This window comes from Stieleria bergensis (assembly GCA_007745635.1).
Classification (GTDB): Bacteria; Planctomycetota; Planctomycetia; order Pirellulales; family Pirellulaceae; genus Stieleria; species Stieleria bergensis.
Window position 1 is genome coordinate 5,421,037 of sequence record CP036272.1, and the last position, 18,747, is coordinate 5,439,783.

Here is an 18,747-nt window from a genome sequence, read left to right on the forward strand (position 1 = left end):
TTGCCCCATGGCGGTGAGCAAAAAACTATCGATTGCGCAAACCTTTGCAAATCAAATTTGCAGGAGTTCTCAAACTTCTTTTCAGAAGCCTGTATGTAGGGACTTTCAACGAATCCCAACGACACACAGTGCTAGCAATAAAAGAATCCAGGATCTGATTGAAATAAACGTGCTAGCAAAAAAAGACTTTTCACTCCAACGGTGGACGCATTTAGAGGAGGATCGCCGCGCTGGAGGCAATTGCTCTTGGGAATCAGTGCCATCACAGCACGCCACACCGGTGAAAGTTACCTGGCTGTTGCATTCGTACGTGGTGATGCACCAATGGGTTCATCTTCGGCGAACCAGCTGTCCCCTTCAGGCCTGGCACCGTTAAAATGGAGTGATTCCCGCCCTGCTGATTCCTGCCCCGACCAACCTCCCTTTCTCTCCCGTCGGACCAGGCATCACCATGCACCATTTGAACCTGTTATTTGTGACCTTCTTTCTGGCCCTGCTCTTGGCCAGCACCTTAGTCGTGCACGCCGTGTGCGTTGCAATTCATTTTGACATGGGCCCGGTGATTGATCTCAACGGAACCAGGATCAGCTGGGTCGTGGTCGCGTTTCTTTGTTTGGGAGTGCTGTTGCTTCATCACCAAGGCATGAAACTACAAGCGAGAAAGTCGCCGCGCCAGTCCAGCTAACGGCCCCGCTCGGGGCAATTGCGATGTGCTCGCACCGGGATTGAAATCGTCCGGTGCTGTGCTTGAACGCACCAATTGACCTCGCTAAACCGAAGATTTTTAGAGCACTGGTGCGTGCAAGCACGGCAAGCTACCGGGAGACTGGTGCGTGCAACTACGGCAACCAACCGGGGGAGACTGGTGCGTGCTTGTACTGGGCACGCTGCCAAAGCCGGCTAAACTCTGTAACTTCTTAGCAGCAGACCTTTTCCTCTGGTGATCCGATCTCGTGAAATTTCAACAGGTTCGACTGGCCTCCATCGGTGCAATGGTCCCTCAGGAAGTTTGGTCCAGCGACGCGATTGAACGTCGTCTGGAGCCTCTTTACAGCCGATTAAAACTGCCCGAGGGGCGTCTGGAACTGATGTCTGGGATCTCCAATCGACGAGTCTGGACGCCGGGCACGTCGCCCAGCGGCCCTAGCATCGAATCGGGCAAAGCGGCCTTAGAAGCGGCGGGCATCAGCCCCGAACAGGTCGGCTGCCTGATCCATGCCAGCGTCTGCCGAGACTTTCTAGAACCCGCCACGGCGTCCAAAGTCCACCACGGGATCGGGCTATCAGCGGACTGCTGGGTCTATGATGTCTCCAATGCGTGCCTGGGACTGATCAATGGAGCGGTACAAATCGCCAGCCAGATCGAGGCCGGCGCGATCCAGGCCGGCTTGGTCGTCGGGACTGAAAACAGCCGAATGCTGCTGGAATCAACGATTGATGCACTCAATCGCGACCAGTCTCTGACTCGCAAAACCGTCAAAGGAGCCTTTGCCTCGCTGACCATCGGCTCGGGCAGCTGTGCTTGGTTGCTGACTCATGAAAGCCTGGCTCCCCAAGCAACTCGCATCGAAACCGCCGTCGCACATGCACGCACGCAGCACCATGATTTATGTGTGAGCGACAGCGACTCGGCCGGCGCAGGCATGCAGCCGCTGATGGAAACTGATTCCGAAAAGCTGATGGCCGAGGGCATCGCCACGGGCGTGGCTGGATTTGAGAAGCTGCTGGCTGAAAGTGGCTGGCAGCGTGACCAGATCGACCGAACGGCCTGCCACCAAGTCGGCATTCGACACCGCGAAGCGATGCTGCAAGCGATGGGCCTGCCCAGTGAAACCGACAGCGTGACGTTTCCTCAGCTGGGCAACACCGGATCGGTGGCCCTGCCTCTGACGGTGGCGGCGGCCGGCCAGCGAGGCGACTTTGGACCGGGCCAGAACACGGCACTGCTGGGCATTGGCTCTGGCATTAACAGTGTGATGCTGGGCACCAATTGGGGCGAAACCGCGATTGCCGGCAATTTGGACCAGATTGACCAAGAGTAACGGCCAGAATCTGTGTCCACGAGGCCCGAAATTCACTCGTTGCCCTTGAAAAAACGCCGTTTTGCGGCAACACTCTGCCCCCTGAAACGAAAATCCGTCGCGCGACCGAGAGCAAATAAGTTGTTTGCTTTGCAGGTTCACTGCCCTGGATGGACGTGCGTTGGCGACTCGAAACGCTGTTTCACCGCCGCCAACTCACTTCAACCGCGGATCGCGCCGGCTGGTCGACGTTCGGTTGAGGGATTCACAAAGCAATCCTCAACAGACACGACCACCCATTCCTTCAAACCAAATGTCTGCGTTTTCTGGCCTCATCTGATGGGCTGGCAAGGCAGTCACAGGAGAAACTTTATGGCACGTTACACCGGCCCAAAAGCACGCGTTAACCGTCGATTAGGCACGCTGATTTACGAAACTGCAGGTGCTGCACGAGCACTTGACCGCCGCAATTCGCCTCCTGGGATGCACGTTCGCGGCCGCCGCCCAAGTAACTACGGGGCAGCGTTGCAAGAGAAGCAAAAGATCAAGCACTATTATGGATTGGGTGAACGCCAGCTACGACGGTACTTTGATGCGGTCACTCACAAAGCGGGCAACACCGGTGAATTGTTGTTGCTGATGTGCGAGCGTCGCCTGGACAACGTGATTCGTCGCGTCGGGTTCACCAAAACACGGCCCCAAGCACGCCAAGGCGTCGCGCACGGCCACTTCCGCGTCAATGGCGTGAAAGTCGACAAGCCCAGCTACATGCTTCGCCCCGGCGACATTGTTGAAGTTCGCGACCGCGAAGGCCTGAAAAACCTCTACCGTGGCGTGATCGCCAACGCAGCCCCCGACGCGCTGGACTGGGTTAGCTTTGACAGCGAAAACCTGAAAGCAACCGTCCTGGGCTTGCCCGGAGCAAGCGACATCAGCCTGCCGGTTGACGCCAACGCGGTTGTCGAATTCCTGTCTCGATAGGTCGCCTATCGGTCAGCTTGCCGCACCGCGAACCTGCCATCAACGGGTTCGCAGCGGACGATTTGGCAATACAATAGAAATCATCGCGAGCGGACGTTTCGACGTCCGTTTTTGTTTATCAGCGTGTTTGTTTTCGACGCAGCCGTTGGCTGCTGCGGCCACGTTGGGTTTTGCCTAACCGGTGGCGTGTGCCGAGTGCTGCCACAAGCCGTTTCTCTCGATCCCTTCCCTCAGCGTTTGATCAATCATGCATAGCTCTGTTGTCGTTCTTGGCGGAGGTCCTGGTGGATACGCGGCTGCTTTTTTGGCTGCCGACGAAGGACTGGAAGTCACCATTGTGGAAGCCGAACCTCGACTCGGGGGCACCTGCTTGCTGCGTGGTTGCATCCCCAGCAAAGCGTTGCTGCACGTCGCGAAGGTGATTCACGAAGTCGAAGACCTGCGAGCTCACTGGGGCGTTGAGTACGCGGGCAAACCGAACATCGACATCGACAAAGTGCGTGCTCAGAAAGATCAGGTGATCAAGAACTTGACCGGCGGCCTGGGCAATTTGGCCAAACGCCGCAAAGTCAACGTCATTCAGGCTCGTGGCACCTTTGTCAATTCAACCACGATCTCACTGGAAGGCGATCACAAGTCCATTCCAGACGACAAGCAGATCACGTTCGATCATTGCATCTTGGCCACCGGCAGCGTGCCGGCAATGCCACCGGCTTTCGACATCGGCAGCGATCGCGTGATGGATAGCACCGGCGCATTGAACTTGGTCGACATCCCCGACACCATGCTGATCGTCGGCGGCGGCTACATTGGCCTGGAAATGGCTAGCGTCTACGCGAACCTGGGCAGCCAAATCACCGTCGTTGAATTGGCACCCAGCCTACTGCCCGGTGCTGATCCAGACTTGGTCAAGCCGCTGGCAAAACGCATCAAGAAGCTCTGCGAAGATCGCGTTTTCACGAACACCAAAGTCGGCTCGCTGGCCGAAGTCAACCACCAGATTGAAGTCACATTCGAAGGCCCCGAGCATTACGGCCACGAGCGTTATGATCGCGTTTTGGTCAGCATCGGCCGTCGTCCTGTGACTCGCGGACTGGGCTTGGAAAACACGGCCGTCAAAGTCAACGAGCGTGGCTTTGTGGAGTGCGATGATCAACAACGCACCTCCGACCCACATATCATGGCCATTGGCGACGTTGCCGGCGATCCAATGTTGGCTCACAAAGCCACTCACGAAGGTCGCGTGGCGGCTGAAGTCCTGGCCGGAAAGTCCAGCAACTTTGACAAGAAAGCCATCCCCGCGGTTGTCTTCACCGATCCAGAAATTGCCTGGGCGGGCATCACTGAAACAGAAGCCAAACGCGATGGCGTCAACGTCTCGGTGGAATCCTACCCCTGGGCTGCCAGCGGACGAGCTCAAGCACTAGGCATCACCGAAGGCCTAACCAAATGGTTGGTTGATCCGGAAAGCGGCCGAGTCGTGGGCTGCGGGATCGTTGGATCGGGAGCTGGCGAACTGATCGCCGAAGCCGCGTTGGCGATCGAAATGGGCTGCGAAGTGCATGACATCACCGACACCGTGCACCCACACCCGACGCTTAGCGAAACCTTGATGAATGCCGGTGAAGTGCACTTTGGCACCGCCACCGAAATTTTCAAACCAAAACGTACCTAATCCCGACTTCGATCGGCACTGCACTATGTCACAACGTGTTTATATCAAGACCGTCGGCTGCCAGATGAACGTGCTGGACAGCGAAATGGTGATCGCCGACTTGAAACGGCATGGCTACACCCTGGTTGAAACACCCGAGGAAGCCGATTGCATTTTGTACAACACGTGCAGTGTTCGCGAACACGCTGAGGAAAAGATCTATAGCGCGCTGGGCACCATTCGCCCTTCTAAACAAAAGCAGCCTGACAAAATCATCGGCGTGATGGGCTGCATGGCCCAGAAAGATCAAGACATCATCTTTAAACGCGCCCCGTACGTCGACATGGTCGTCGGCCCCGGCCAACTGCACACCATCCCAGACCTGCTGGATAACGTGCGCAACGGTGAAGGCCGACAAATGGCCGTCTCACTGGGCCGCAAAGATGACAAGCAAGCCATCGTTGCCCGCAGCCACGAAACATTTGATCCATTACGTGATCCTTCGATGCGCCCGACCCCGTTCCAGGCCTACCTGCGAATCCAAATCGGCTGCGACAAGTTCTGCACCTACTGCGTGGTGCCTAACACACGTGGCCCTGAACAAGGCCGACCACCACAGCAAATTGTGTCAGAGGCCAGAATCCTGGCCGAACAAGGCTGTCGCGAAATCACCCTGCTGGGGCAAACCGTCAATAGCTACAAATTCCGCGACAACGGGGACGTGACCGACATGTCTTCGCTGCTGGAGATGCTGCATGAAGTCGATGGAATCGATCGCATTAAGTTCGTGACCAACTACCCCAAAGACATGACCGAACGACTGCTGATCACAGTACGCGACCTGCCCAAAGTCTCACCCTACCTGCACGTGCCAGCCCAAAGTGGAAGCGATGCGGTGCTCAAACGAATGAAGCGCGGTTACACGATCGCAGACTACATGGAAATGTTTGAACGCATCGAACGCATCTTGCCCGAAGCCGCCGTCAGCAGTGACTTCATTGTCGGCTTCTGCGGCGAGACCGATGAAGACTTTGAAAAGTCGATGGCACTGGTGGAACGCTGTCGCTTCAAAAATAGCTTCATCTTCCAGTACAGTGTGCGACCGGGGACGAAGGCCTCGGAAATCTTAGAAGACGATGTGCCGCGCGAAGTCAAAGCCGACCGGAATCATCGCTTGCTAGAAGTGCAAAACCGCGTCGCCAAAGAAGAGAACGCCAAACTACTGGGACAGGATGTTCAAGTGCTTGTCGAGGGGCTGAGCAAGAAGGCCGCCGAAACGGCTGACCCCGAAGCACAGGTGGTGCAAATGACCGGCCGCACGCAATGCGATCGAATCGTTGTCTTTGATGGCAATCGTCGCCAAGCGGGCCAGCTATTGGAGGTGCATGTCGACGATGTCAGCGCCCACACCCTGATCGGCCGCGTCAAAACCGTCGACGTCGTCTCGATCAGCCTGTAACCCTCCTCGTCGGCTGGCTCACCGTGCGACTCTTCCACGCACCATTCTTCGTCGGGTGCCGTGCTTGCGCGCACCAATCTCTTTCAAAATCGTCCAGCAAACCCGGGCAATTGGTGCGTGCAAGCACGCACCGGACGAACGCAAACGCCAAAAATGCCCCCAAAAAACGAGGCCACAGGCAACTCGCCACCCAAAGGGACTGCTTGAGATTTTTTTTCTCAGTTCGCCCCAAGATTCCAAAGTTGGTGCCGAATAGGTGTTCGAATGGCGAGTCGACAGTGAGCGACCCGCCCCGTCAAGCCACTATTTGGGATTCAAACCATGTTGAAGAAAGCCATCGTCACCGGCGGAGCGGTCGCGTTGTTGTCCACCTTAGCCGTCGGCCTTCCCGCAGTCAGTTACCTTCGCTGCGGTGTCACTTCCTTGACCGAATCAGCCAACGACGCCATGCCGTTGGAATGGAAACTGAAGCAAGCGCGTCAAATGATTGGCGACTTGAAGCCAGAGATTCAAAAGAACGCCAAACGGATTGCGACGGAAAAGATTGAAGTCACACGGCTAGAGAAAGAGCTGAAAGAGACCGATCAGCGATTGATCAAGGCAGAAGAAGACATCGAGCGATTGACCGACGACCTGAATGCGGACTTGCCCGAGTACACCTACGCCGGCCATCGCTACACTTCGGCACAAGTCAAAGAAGACGTGGGCAATCGCTTCAAGCGATTCAAGACCCGTCAGGCAACGGCTGACAAATTGCGTCAAATGCTCGGCGCCCGCCAGGCATCCTTGACCACCGCCGAGCGCCGCATGGATGAAATGCTTAGTGCCAAACGACAACTAGAAGTCGAAGTGGAAAACCTGCAAGCTCGTTTGGGTGCCTTGCGTCTGGCTGAAACCACCAGCACCCTGGCCTTGGACGACAGCCATCTGTCCAACACGCGGCGCTTGCTGGATGACATCGCCACGAACATTGATGTCCAAGAAGAAACCTTGAACGTTGATGTAGAATATTTCGGTGAGATCAATCTGGATGAACCGAATGACGAAGACTTGCTGGATGAAATCGCTAGCTACTTCGGCGACAAGGATCAGGCCGAAAAGCAAGAAGACTCGTCAGAACTGGTTGCGATCCAGCTTGACTAGTGACAACGTAGCAGCACAAAGCTGCACTGCAACTGCTGCAATAAACTGAACGGTGACAAACCAAACGGTGGTTCGCGGCAAACCGGCTAATGCTCACGAGCATTAGCCGCCGGGCGTTAGGCTCACTTTTCGGGGACAATGTCCCAACCCACTTAAAACCGTGACAAAAGCCAGAACGGCTGATGCGTGTCACCTCACCCAACCTGACCGATGAACGTGACCACCGAACCGCAAACCAATGCCCAAGCATCCGCCTGGCGTTTATGGATTGATGGTTGCGGTGGTTTTGGCTTGCTGGTCGGGAACTCCTTCACACTCGGCCAAGCCGGCAGCCCACAACCTGCCGACGTCCGAGTGCGAGCGGATTGGCCGCGACAAGCGGGAAAGATCGTTCGCAGCGAAAACGATTACTTATGGCACTGCCGGGAGATGCCAGCGTCACTGCTGGTCCCTGGCCAAGTGGTGCCGGTTGCCGGATCAGCACAGCTGCAGATCCACGTCCCCTCCAGTTTGTCACAGACCGCGGTGCTGACACTGCAGCCGCCACACCGCTTTGACGATCACATTGACCGCATGCTGTTGGTCGATCAGACGATCCTGATTGGCCCGGAAGCCAGCAACCACATCCGCTGCCGCCAACTGGAACAATCGTTCCTGCTGGTTTATCGCAACGGCCACTGGAAACTACGTCAGCGCCCCAGCGGGCCCCAAAACGTGCCTGCAAAACAGGAGCTTAAGAAGCAACCGCAGGCCAATCCTTGGATCCGGTTGACCGAAACGCAGTCCATTGTCATCGATGAAGTCGCCATGATGATTGAGCCTGCCTAAGGGAGCCCGACTGAGGCCAGACGACACCAATACATTCTCGTTTCAACGCAAAGATTTGATGACGCCACGGAGCATCACGTTAGAATGAACCAGACCATCGAATCAACCGTCTATCAATCGCCGGAACGCGCCTCGGCTATGTCCTTTACATTTCCTCCAGGCTCCAGTCCGCTGCCGCCGTACACCATTCGCCGAGGCATCGGGATTGGTGGGTTTGGCGAAGTGTACTTTGCCGTTTCACAGGCCGGAAAGGAAGTCGCATTAAAACGCATTCAACGCAATCTTGAAATTGAATTGCGTGGCGTTTCACAGTGCCTGAATCTCAAGCACCCCAACCTGATTTCGCTGTTCGACATTTGCCAGGACAGCGAGAAACGATCCTGGGTGGTGATGGAGTACGTCGCTGGCGACAACATGCGTCAATCGCTTGACGACCATCCAAACGGACTAGCGCCCAGCGAGGTCGATCGCTGGCTGCGTGGGATCGCTGGCGGTGTGTCGCACTTGCATTCGGCAGGCTTGGTTCACCGCGACTTGAAACCCGGCAACATCTTTGACGACCAGGGAGTCGTGAAGATCGGTGACTACGGACTTTGCAAGTTCATTTCATCGTCCCAGCGTGGCGGCCAGACCGAAAGTGTCGGGACCTTTCACTACATGGCTCCCGAGATTGGCAAAGGCCAATACGGCCGCGAGATTGACATCTATGCGATGGGCGTGATCCTGCATGAAATGATCACTGGCAGCGTCCCCTTTGATGGCGAGTCCTGCCATGAGATTATCGTCAAGCATTTGACCGCCGTTCCAGATCTGAGCCCAGTCCCCCAGCCATACCGCGACGTGATTGCTCGCAGCCTGGAAAAAGACCCCGCCAAGCGACCGTCCAGCGTTGCTGAATTCATGGCGTCACTGAATCTTGACGATGAGGTGATCCAGTTGAGCTCAGCAGCCGTGATTGAGCCCAATCCGGCGGCCCCGGCCAGCACGCCAAATCTGGAAACCGAACACCATTCCGCGTCGGGCTTTCACGCGAGGGCAGCGAACGCAGAGGTGGAATCGAAAACAGCACCGCAAGAGGCCCCCGTGGTGGAACCAGGTTCGTCGCCCAGCCAGGAAGAACCCGTACTGCGTGCGATTCGTACGTGCAGCAAGGAGTTCAGTGGCTGGTGGCGATCGATGGACCAACGTCCGGGCTTGCAAGCAGTCGTGGCTATTGTCATCGGCGTGGTCTTGATGATGCACACCGGTTGGCTGCTACCACTGCTGATCATGCTGGGTGTCATTTACGTGCCGTACTACGTTGTGCGAGCCATCGTGCTGCAAACCACGCAGCAACCGAGTTACGCACAGGCCAGTCAACTTGCCGCTCAAAGCGCGGCCTCACGGGTCTTGAGTCCAGCACAACTGCAGCAGGAGGTTCGGCACGCCATGCGAGCCAAACATCCTGTCGTGCGTGCAGCGGAACTGAGCACGTCATGGGTGGCTTCACTGCTGACCGTGGCGGCGATGACCACCGGACTGGCCGTGATCGGGCTGCGAGAAAAGACAGTGGAACTCACCGACATCGCCTACTATGTCGGTATCGGAGTGATCTCACTGGTTAGCGCCGCTGTATTGCTGGCCGCCGGAAAACTTTGGGAACGCGACGAAGGCGAAGCACTCACGCGCCGGTTGGTTCTGGCAGGCCTGGGTGCCATGGTCGGTTTGGTTGCCTACGGCGCATGCGAAGCATTCATGCTGCCGATGGTGGCCGACCAGGATTCATGGCTTGGCAACGCACGGCCAGTGGCCTTGTACGAGACAGATGGCACCATGAAGCCAGCCGGCATGATGGCCCACTTTGCCTTGCTGTTCTTTCTGGTTCGCTGGTGGAGACCTGCCGATCCGCTACGCAAGAGTCGCCTGAGCCTCTGGAGCGTGGCCGTGATCTGCGTCTTCGCTTGGCTGACCCAGCAAATTTTCCCGGTGCCACAGCCCGCGGGTTTCCTGATCGCCGGCATGCTGGCAGTGACCGTCCAGATGTCGGCACCTTGGATTCGCCCAGCGGATTACAGTGACGCCATCGCTGGCAAACGAAACCCTTCCAAAAACATCGCACAAGAGGCCTAGGGATGAAATCAATTTTTCCTGCCGCAACCGGATTCTGGGTCGTTGCGATGATTGCCATCGTTGGTTTCGCCAATGCAAGCTTTGCTCAAGAAGCAACGACTGCAAACTCAGTAGCGACTGAATCAACGGATGCTGCGTCAAGCGATGCAGTGTCAAGCAAAGATCAGTCAACGCAAGATCAGTCAACGCAAGATCAGTCAACGCAAGATCAGTCAACGCAAGATCAGTCAACGCAAGAGCAGCCAACGCAAGAGCAGCCAACGCAAGAGCAGCCAACGGTGGGCGCTTCCCAAGACGATCAAGCGTCTGGAGAACTCTCCGTGGCGCCGCTGGACCATGTCACCTACCCACCGGATCGACCGGGCTGGGCCAGCCAGAAAACACCCTACCTGAAAGGCAGCAACCATAGCTGGGTGGTTGTGACGCAGCCTTGGGATACAGAAGAACAGTGCAACGAAGAGCTGCCTGTCTTGGTTCGCGCGGCGGTGGAACTGTATGCCCAAAACTTGACCGGGCGGGAGTGCAATCCGGAAACGATCACACAGCAGTGGATTGATAAGGAACTGGTCTCGCGAACCCACGTCGGCACGCTCTCCATTGGTGATCAGGAGATGCACGAAATTGCAGTGCAGCTGCATTTCGATGACCAAGCCCGAGCGTTTCTGCAGCAGGCCTGCCGGGAAGAGCTGCTGGACGAACGCATGCGAGTGACCGGACTGGGGATCGCAGCGAGCTTTGCCGGACTGGTCCTATTAACGTCTGTCCTCAACATGGCCGCCAAGCGATACAGCTAGCGGCTGTGGCGCTAGCCGCCGATCTGCATGCCAGCAAGCCGTGGCGAACGCCAAAACGGCTGATGGGAACTGGCCGTGTCGCCCCTCTGAAAACGGTCACCTACCGCTTGCGCGTCGTGACGGCGAACTCGAGGCTCTAAAACGTTTGCTTGGGACGCCCCAAATCCCCCAGGGCTTCGACCTGCTTGACGACTTCAGAAAAGGCAATGTGATCACAGACGCCAAAATCCGGCTCACGTGTCAAGCGTTTGCGTTGCATTTTGGGCGTGGCCATGCCGCATAGGAAACGCGCTCGATCGCGCGGGGAGACCAAGATTTCTCCGGATTTCTGACTGATCAACTGAATGGCTCGCGTGGCGGCATCTCCTATCGGGCGATTGGCAATCGCTGGCAATTCGAAATCGCCTTCACCGAGACAATGCGTGCATTGTCCACAGGGCTCATCCAGCGTCTCACCGAAGTGCTCCGAGAGTGCTGCGGAAAGGCACTTCGTCGCCATGGCCAACTGCATGACCATGTCCAATCGTTCGACCTCGTTGGTTTCACGTTGATCAATCCGCTGACAATAGCGTTCCACTAAAACGTCAACGTCATCCATTGGTTTGAGCACTCGATAGCCGTGCACGAGATCACTGACTTGGACTTCGATCCAGTTCTGCGCCGCCATGAATTCAACGGCTTTGACGACGCGACTGCGTTCTTCGTTGAGCATTTTGGCCGTCCCGGTAACGTCAAGCAAAAACCACTTCCTGGCCTTGGTCAATTGCCCCAGAACACCGCTCAGAAATTTTTTGCGTTCACCGTCGAAGTTAGCCAGAATTGCAGCCGAGGTTACCCGTGGATGAATTTTATAGGTGTTGTAGCGTGGCGAGGTGGCTTGCAAGTAACCATCGAGTTCCAAGTACGTCAGCAGCGTCCGCATCACCAAGGGGCGAATGTCTGTCTCATGCGAGAGATGATAGTACGAGAGATGAAACTCATCGGGCTGTCCGGAGATGACCTCCAACAGGTGCTTCATCCGCCGGCGATCAGGAGAGTCCCCATAGACGAAGTTCTCGAGGATCACACGATCCTCTGGACACAGCAGCAATTCGCAGGTCGACGGTTTGCCATCACGACCGGCGCGGCCAATCTCCTGAGCATACGACTCCATTGATTTGGGCAAGTTAAAGTGATACACATAGCGCAAATCACTTTTATCAATCCCCATGCCAAAGGCAATCGTGGCCACGATGGTGGCTGTTTCGGACTCCAGAAAGTGTCGCTGAACACGTTCGCGTTCTTCCGATGGCAACCCAGCGTGATAGGGCAGGGCAGCGACATCGTCGCCGGTCAAGCGTTCGGCGATGTCCTCAGCCGTTTTCTGTTTCGTCACGTAGATCAGCGTCGGACCGACAGGGCGCGACTTGATCCGCTGCAACAGCAGGTTGTACTGCTGGTCGATGCTGACCACAGAACTCTTGAGTTGCAGATTCGGCCGATAGAACGGTGTGCGAACCGCATCTTGCTCGCTGATCGAAAAGGTGTCACGAATGTCCTGCAACACTGGCGGTGGCGCGGTCGCAGTCAGTGCTAAAACGCGCTCTGCTTTCAGTCGCTTGGCCAGCTCAGCCAGCTTCAAATAGTCGGGTCGAAAGTTGTGCCCCCACTGGCTGATGCAATGCGCTTCGTCAATCGCAAACAACGAGACATTGAGATGGCCGATCGCAGCAACAAACCGCTCGTTAAAGAAGCGTTCGGGAGCCACATAAAGCAACTTGGTGCTGCCGTCACGAATGGATCGAATGGCGTCACGGTATTCAGAATCACTGAGCGTTGAATCCAGTCGCACCGCGCGAATCCCACGTTCGGCCAGTGCATCGCACTGGTCTTTCATCAAGGCAATCAAAGGCGACACCACCACCGTCGTCCCTGGCAACACCTGACTGGGCAATTGATAACACAGACTTTTTCCACCGCCGGTTGGAAACACCGCTGCAACATTGCGACCGGCTAACAGCGCTGAAATCACTTGCCGCTGACCGCTACGAAACCCGGGCAACTGAAATTGTTCCGCCAAACAGGCTTCGGCTTGTTGCATCAGCTGCTGATGCGTTTCATCATCCGGCTGATTGACCGGTTCTGATGGGGCTGATGGAGGCATGCAAACTGACTGATTGTTCGATGAGTGAACAGACATAAAATCTTCCTCGGCAAGGGAATCCGTTGAACGAAAGATGAGACCTCATCGCATCGCAACATGCGACTTTTGGCCGACGCGTGCGGCGTCAAGCCAAACCTTGCTCGTCAAGAAGATGAATCTCAATCATAAACGCGATTGTCAGTGCCACGCGGACACCACTGGACCTTGCAACCAGAGTCGCAAGGCAGACAGTCGCCGTCTCCATGTGAATCACCAGCGACACCTCGTGGTGATCCGATGGGCCTACCCATGCAACGGGTGGACGGAGCTTCTGTCGGGCATCTTGCCCTGCCAAAAAAAGATTTCAGAACCTGTAAGACGTGAGAGGAAAGAACGGTCGGTTGAGCGTCACAGAGGAAAACGAAATGAATTCCAACGATCTCATTGGTCAGAATTCTGACGGCAATGAGACGACTGCAGGTTCATTGTATACTGAGGACTTCCCCCGGTGGCAAGCGCCCGACTGTTGAATCAGGCCTTGCCGCCCTTGCCTTTGCCCTCGCCCTTGCTCCCATTTGTTGAACGCTCATGAACCGATTGATTCCATTGCTGTGCCCGTCTTTTTTGGCGGCCTGCTTGATCGCCAGCACGGCGATCCAACACGTCACCGCGGCCCCGCCAAGTCCATCGAAACCAAACGTCGTCGTGATCTTCATTGACGACATGGGTTATGCAGACATCAATCCCTTTGGGGACACTGGCTACCCAACGCCGAACCTGGACCGAATGGCTGCTGAAGGCCGTCGGTTCACTGACTTCTGTGTGTCCTCGGCCGTCTGCAGTGCCTCCCGCAGCGCCTTGCTGACCGGGTGTTACCACCAACGCATCGGGATCCAAGGTGCCTTGGGACCGAAATCCAATATCGGGATCAACGCAGACGAATTGACCCTGGCAGAACTCTGCCAGAGTCAAGGCTACCGAACGGCGGCTTATGGAAAATGGCACCTCGGACACCATCCAAAGTTCCTGCCTACCAGCCATGGCTTTGACGAATTTTATGGCATCCCGTACAGCAACGACATGTGGCCACGCCACCCAGCATCGGTTGCCAAACGCCAAAAGGACCCCAAAGCAAGCATCCCCTGGGCAGAACTGCCGATGATCGAGGGCACGGAAATTGTCATCGACAGCATGCAACCGTACGACCAAAAACAGATGACCAAACAGTTCACCGAGCGTGCGGTGGAGTTCATCAAACGCGATCCAGACCAGCCGTTCTTTTTGTATCTGCCCCATCCGATGGTTCACGTGCCGCTGTTTTGCAGCGAAGCGTTTGAAGGCAAAAGTGGCAAGGGACTCTTCGGCGACGTGGTGATGGAAGTTGACTGGTCGGTCGGTCAAATCCTGTCAGCGATCGAAGACATCGGTGTCGAACACAATACCCTGGTGATCTTTACCAGCGACAACGGCCCTTGGCTTTCCTATGGAACACATGGTGGAAAAGCGACGCCACTTCGCGAAGGCAAAGGCACGATGTGGGAAGGCGGCTATCGGGAGCCGACCCTGATGTGGTGGAAGGGAAAGATTCCCGCGGGCACAACCTGCGACCAACTGGCCAGCAGCATCGACGTCCTGCCAACCGTTGCCAAACTGATCGGTGCCGAACTTCCCAACCATCCCATTGATGGCCACGACATCAGCCCCTTGCTGTTCGGAAAAGAAGCAGCCAAGTCGCCGCACGAAGCCTTCGCATGTTATTACGGCGGTGGATTAAGAGCCGTCCGCAATGATCGCTTCAAGCTTGTTTTTCCGCACCAGTATCGCACGCTTGATGGACACCCCGGTGGCACCGCAGGATTGCCCGTACCTTACAAGAGCGCCAAAGCAGCCAAAGCGTTGTACGATCTGGACAACGACCTCTCTGAAACCACCGATGTGGCAGCAGAGTTTCCTGAAGTCGTCGCGGAACTGGAGGCGGCCGCAGAGCGTTACCGAAAAGCGCTTGGTGACAACGCTAAGAAAACCAAAGGTAACCAAACGCGACCACCGGGACGGATGCAACCAGGCGACAAAGAGCTGCCCTTGGTTTGGTAGCCAGCCACGTCGCAGCGGGAAAGGTGGTTGGGCATTCAAAACCCCAACCACAATCTCTGGCGGAGCGAAGGGCAAACCTGTTGCATGCCACTCCGCACTGGCCGCTGCGTTCTGGCCGCTGCGTTCTGGCCGCTGCGTTCTGGCCGCTGCGTTCTGGCCGCTGCGTTCTGGCCGCTGCGAATCAAGATCGCCTACCGTTCGCGGAACAGTTCGCTGATCGATTGATCATGGTGAATCCGCTTGATGGCTTCGGCCAACAGCGGAGCAACGGACAACTGCACCAAATTGGGCAAGCGTTTTTCCTCTGGCACTGGGATCGAATCGGTCACAATGATCGAATCGACCGGTGCTTCGCGAAGACGATCAATTGCCGGCCCACAGAGAACACCGTGGGTGCACGCAATATGAATCTCTTTCGCACCCGATTCCTTGACCAGCTTTGCCGCACCACAGATCGACCCCGCGGTGCTGATCATGTCATCGAACATCAGCACAATTTTGTCATCCAGTGGGCCACCAATGATGGTACTCTGCTGAACTTCCAACGCACTGGTACGCCGTTTATCAACGATGGCCAGCGGAGCGCCTAGGCGTTTTCCGTGGCCAACGGCACGCTTAATGCTGCCTTCGTCGGGACTGACGACGACGATTTTTTCGTTCACCATCCCGCGTTCGCTAAAGTACTCATTCAGGACCGGGGCGGCATACAAGTGATCCACTGGCACATCAAAGAAGCCTTGGATCTGTGCGGCGTGTAAGTCCATGGTCAGTACACGATCGGCACCGGCGCGAACGATTAAGTTAGCGACCATTTTGGCGGTGATGGGCACACGGCCTTCATCTTTACGATCTTGACGCGCGTAACCGTAATAGGGAATCACGGCGGTGATACGTTCGGCGCTGGCGCGTTTGCAGCAGTCGATCATGACCAGCAGTTCGAACAGATTGTCGTTGACCGGTGGACAAGTCGACTGGACTAAAAAGACGTCACGGCCGCGGACATCTTCGTCCAGCTTGCAATAGTTTTCGCCATCAGGAAACTTCCCTAGCGAGATCATTGCCGGCTCCATGTGCAGATGCCGACAGATCTTCTTCGCCAGATCAGGGTTAGCTTGTCCGCTAAAGATTTTTAGTTCACGCATATCCCATGGCTCGCATTTGCCGATCGACGATTTCCAATTCTTGCGGGTTATTGATCGACAATGACTCGCAGGGTTGCAGCGCCGGCAAGGCTTCAACCGGACGACCGGCTTCACGCAACAGTCGTGCACAATCGGTTAAGTAGTATTCGTTTTGTGCATTGTCACTTTTTAGTTGTGACAATGATGACAACAAATCAGGGGTCTGGAACAGGTACGTGCTCATATTGACTTCCTGAATGGCACGTTGCTGCTCGGTGGCATCCTTGTGTTCGACAATACCGGTAAACTCTCCGGCTTCATTGCGAACAACCCGCCCGAGTCCTGTCGGATCATCCTTCATCAAAGTGCCCAACAGCAATGCAGGCTGATGCTTTGCAAAGTGCTCTAACAGGGTGGCCAGACTGGACGCTTGAATCAAGGGGGAATCACCGGCAACCACAATCGTTGGACCGGTTTGCTCGGCCAGTAAGTCTTGGCAGATCTGTACGGCGTGACCGGTCCCTAATTGTTCTGCCTGAAGTGCATATTCGATGTTGCTTGACGATCGAGTTTGCAACTCCGCTTTGACGGCATCTGCTTGGTAGCCGACAACCACAATCTGGCGTTTGATTCCGGCGGCCTCTAACGCATCGATGACAAAGTGAATCATTGCCCGACCAACGACTGGGCAGAGTACCTTGGGCAGTTCGGACTGCATGCGCGTCCCTTTGCCGGCAGCCAAAATGATGGCGCACGCTTCGGCGGGAACCTGCGGAGTGCCCTGCGATCCGTCAGCGAGTGAGTTTGTCATGATTCAATTGCAGCGTTTGTAGCACCAGCGAAGACGCCGCTTCACTGACTTTGGTAATGGAACAGTCATTGCCCGCAACGGTGGAACGCGATTCCAGCCAACGCTCCGTCGCCAGCCCTGCCAATTGCGGAGCGATCACGGGCCCGTATCCTAGCGAAGTTGAATGGTCTTTCGTACCCGTGAGCCCCAGAACGGTCAACAAGTCACACAGTTTTCATCGAAGCCGTTTTGCCGAGGCTGAAAACCCGCCGACGGCCTGGAATCCGGCTACCGCGTGCGAGAAATCTGACTGTGGCCTGCCCAAACCGGTCTAGTGGACGACCTGCCTGTTGTGCCACAATGGACCCTCTAAAGGTTGCCCAAACGGCTCTCTGACTGATGTCGATTCAGACGCCAGTCCCAACAAGAGACTTCAATGGTAACCAATCGTGCATCACGATCCTGCACTGAAACGAGCTCGACTGATTCTGATCGGCGCCGCACCGAATGACCACTGCTACCACTCCCGTCTCGCTCGCTGACCATCAACCTCCGCCTGTCGATCCGGTCTCATTGCGGAAAGCACTCTACCAATGCGAACTCAAGCCTGCGGAAACGGGCTGGGCGGCGTGGCGTGAGCGTCCGACCGGCCAGGCAATCGATTTGCTGCTGTACGTGATCGCCAGGTTGTTCATCTGCGTGATTCAGATCCTGCCCTATGACGCGGTGGATTCGATCGCTCGTCGACTGGCCAGGCTCTTTGCCCTCAGACTGAAAATTCGCAGCCAGACAACTCAGGAAAACTTGACGGCAGTGATGCCAGCCGCCAGCGCCCAGCAGAAACAAAACCTCGAAGTCGCGATGTGGCATTCGCTGATCATGATGATGTGCGAGATCGCGTGGGCACCGCGAAGACTGCACCTGACCAACTGGCACAAACACATCACCTTTGTCAACAATCAGCACGTGATGACCCGCTACCTGTCTGGTCGACCGGTGGTGCTGGTTTCTGGTCACTTCGGCAACTTCGAGATTTCCAACTACCTGACCTCGTTAATGGGAATCCATACCGTCACCATCGCCCGTCGCTTGGATAACCCGTACCTGCATGACTGGATGCTTCGCTTTCGCGGTGCCAACGGCCAAATCATGGTCGACAAGCAAGGCTGCGCCGCGTTCATTGATCAGCACATGTTAAACGCTGGCAAGCTGGCGATCTTGGCGGACCAACATGCTGGCGAGAAAGGCCATTGGACGAACTTCCTGGGGGTTCCCGCGAGTTGCCATAAAGCCTTGGCACTGTTTTCACTGACCGCCAAAGCGCCGATGCTGGTCGGCTATGCACGCCGGATCGGCACCCGTCCAATGCAGTTTGAAACTGGCTGCCTCGGCGTCGCCGATCCGCTGAATCCAACACATGAAAGCTGTCAATCAGTTGCAAATCTAACGGACTGGTACAATCGAACCTTGGCCCGAGTGATTGGCGAAGCCCCCGAGCAATACTGGTGGCTGCATCGCCGCTGGCGACCACCGCCACCGCGAGCGGTCAAGCGTCTGGAGAAGGCTCGGCAGAAGAAGCTTGAACAAGCCCAAGTGATATCGGACGAAGCGGCAACTTGACCCCAGTCTGC

Annotated in this window: 15 protein-coding genes; 11 read left to right on the top strand and 4 right to left on the bottom strand. The window is 56.2% G+C overall.

Annotation, left to right across the window (positions count from 1 at the left end):
* Positions 1–451 precede the first annotated feature (451 nt).
* The 9 genes from SV7mr_RS18990 (at position 452) to SV7mr_RS19030 (ending at position 10,989) form a co-directional block, all read left to right on the top strand.
* Positions 452–685, top strand: a complete 234-nt coding sequence (locus SV7mr_RS18990) for a hypothetical protein (protein WP_419187611.1) — start codon at positions 452–454, stop codon at positions 683–685.
* 268 nt (positions 686–953) lie between these two features.
* Positions 954–2,042, top strand: coding sequence for a 3-oxoacyl-ACP synthase III (locus tag SV7mr_RS18995; RefSeq protein WP_145275684.1), 1,089 nt, complete (start codon positions 954–956; stop codon positions 2,040–2,042).
* A gap of 351 nt (positions 2,043–2,393) precedes the next feature.
* Positions 2,394–3,002 (top strand): 30S ribosomal protein S4, encoded by a 609-nt coding sequence (rpsD, locus tag SV7mr_RS19000; RefSeq protein ID WP_419187612.1) that lies wholly within the window; start codon positions 2,394–2,396, stop codon positions 3,000–3,002.
* Positions 3,003–3,249: 247 nt separating this feature from the next.
* Positions 3,250–4,677, top strand: a complete 1,428-nt coding sequence (lpdA, locus tag SV7mr_RS19005) for a dihydrolipoyl dehydrogenase (protein WP_145275689.1) — start codon at positions 3,250–3,252, stop codon at positions 4,675–4,677.
* Between the two features lie 25 nt (positions 4,678–4,702).
* Entirely contained in the window at positions 4,703–6,115 is a 1,413-nt protein-coding gene (gene miaB, locus SV7mr_RS19010; RefSeq protein WP_145275691.1) for a tRNA (N6-isopentenyl adenosine(37)-C2)-methylthiotransferase MiaB, read from the top strand.
* A gap of 321 nt (positions 6,116–6,436) precedes the next feature.
* On the top strand, positions 6,437–7,258 hold the full coding sequence (locus SV7mr_RS19015; RefSeq protein WP_145275693.1) for a hypothetical protein: 822 nt from the start codon (positions 6,437–6,439) through the stop codon (positions 7,256–7,258).
* A gap of 210 nt (positions 7,259–7,468) precedes the next feature.
* Positions 7,469–8,086, top strand: a complete 618-nt coding sequence (locus tag SV7mr_RS19020) for a hypothetical protein (protein WP_145275695.1) — start codon at positions 7,469–7,471, stop codon at positions 8,084–8,086.
* Between the two features lie 84 nt (positions 8,087–8,170).
* Positions 8,171–10,195 (top strand): serine/threonine-protein kinase, encoded by a 2,025-nt coding sequence (locus SV7mr_RS19025; RefSeq protein WP_145275697.1) that lies wholly within the window; start codon positions 8,171–8,173, stop codon positions 10,193–10,195.
* Between the two features lie 2 nt (positions 10,196–10,197).
* Complete coding sequence (locus SV7mr_RS19030; protein WP_145275699.1) at positions 10,198–10,989, top strand: hypothetical protein; 792 nt, start codon at positions 10,198–10,200, stop codon at positions 10,987–10,989.
* A gap of 136 nt (positions 10,990–11,125) precedes the next feature.
* On the opposite strand, the gene SV7mr_RS19035 is transcribed toward SV7mr_RS19030, so the two are convergent.
* Positions 11,126–13,168 (bottom strand): RecQ family ATP-dependent DNA helicase, encoded by a 2,043-nt coding sequence (locus SV7mr_RS19035; RefSeq protein WP_419187613.1) that lies wholly within the window; start codon positions 13,166–13,168, stop codon positions 11,126–11,128.
* Between the two features lie 531 nt (positions 13,169–13,699).
* On the opposite strand from SV7mr_RS19035, the gene SV7mr_RS19040 reads away from it, so the two are divergent.
* On the top strand, positions 13,700–15,205 hold the full coding sequence (locus SV7mr_RS19040; RefSeq protein ID WP_145275701.1) for a sulfatase family protein: 1,506 nt from the start codon (positions 13,700–13,702) through the stop codon (positions 15,203–15,205).
* A 191-nt stretch (positions 15,206–15,396) separates the two neighbouring features.
* On the opposite strand, the gene SV7mr_RS19045 is transcribed toward SV7mr_RS19040, so the two are convergent.
* Genes SV7mr_RS19045 through SV7mr_RS25615 form a run of 3 tightly spaced genes read right to left on the bottom strand, consistent with a single transcriptional unit; the run spans position 15,397 to position 17,276 of the window.
* A complete protein-coding gene (locus SV7mr_RS19045) occupies positions 15,397–16,347 on the bottom strand; it encodes a ribose-phosphate diphosphokinase (RefSeq protein ID WP_145275703.1) in 951 nt (316 codons plus the stop codon).
* Positions 16,340–17,137: a sugar phosphate nucleotidyltransferase gene (locus SV7mr_RS19050; protein ID WP_145275705.1), complete on the bottom strand. Its 798-nt coding sequence runs from the start codon at positions 17,135–17,137 to the stop codon at positions 16,340–16,342. The genes SV7mr_RS19045 and SV7mr_RS19050 overlap by 8 nt, the downstream gene beginning before the upstream one ends.
* Positions 17,118–17,276, bottom strand: coding sequence for a hypothetical protein (locus SV7mr_RS25615; protein ID WP_419187614.1), 159 nt, complete (start codon positions 17,274–17,276; stop codon positions 17,118–17,120). The genes SV7mr_RS19050 and SV7mr_RS25615 overlap by 20 nt, the downstream gene beginning before the upstream one ends.
* A 347-nt stretch (positions 17,277–17,623) precedes the next feature.
* Between SV7mr_RS25615 and SV7mr_RS19055 the strand changes: the two genes are divergently transcribed.
* Positions 17,624–18,736 carry a lysophospholipid acyltransferase family protein gene (locus SV7mr_RS19055; RefSeq protein ID WP_145275707.1) on the top strand — a complete coding sequence of 371 codons (1,113 nt, stop codon included), beginning with the start codon at positions 17,624–17,626 and terminating at the stop codon, positions 18,734–18,736.
* Positions 18,737–18,747: the final 11 nt, after the last annotated feature.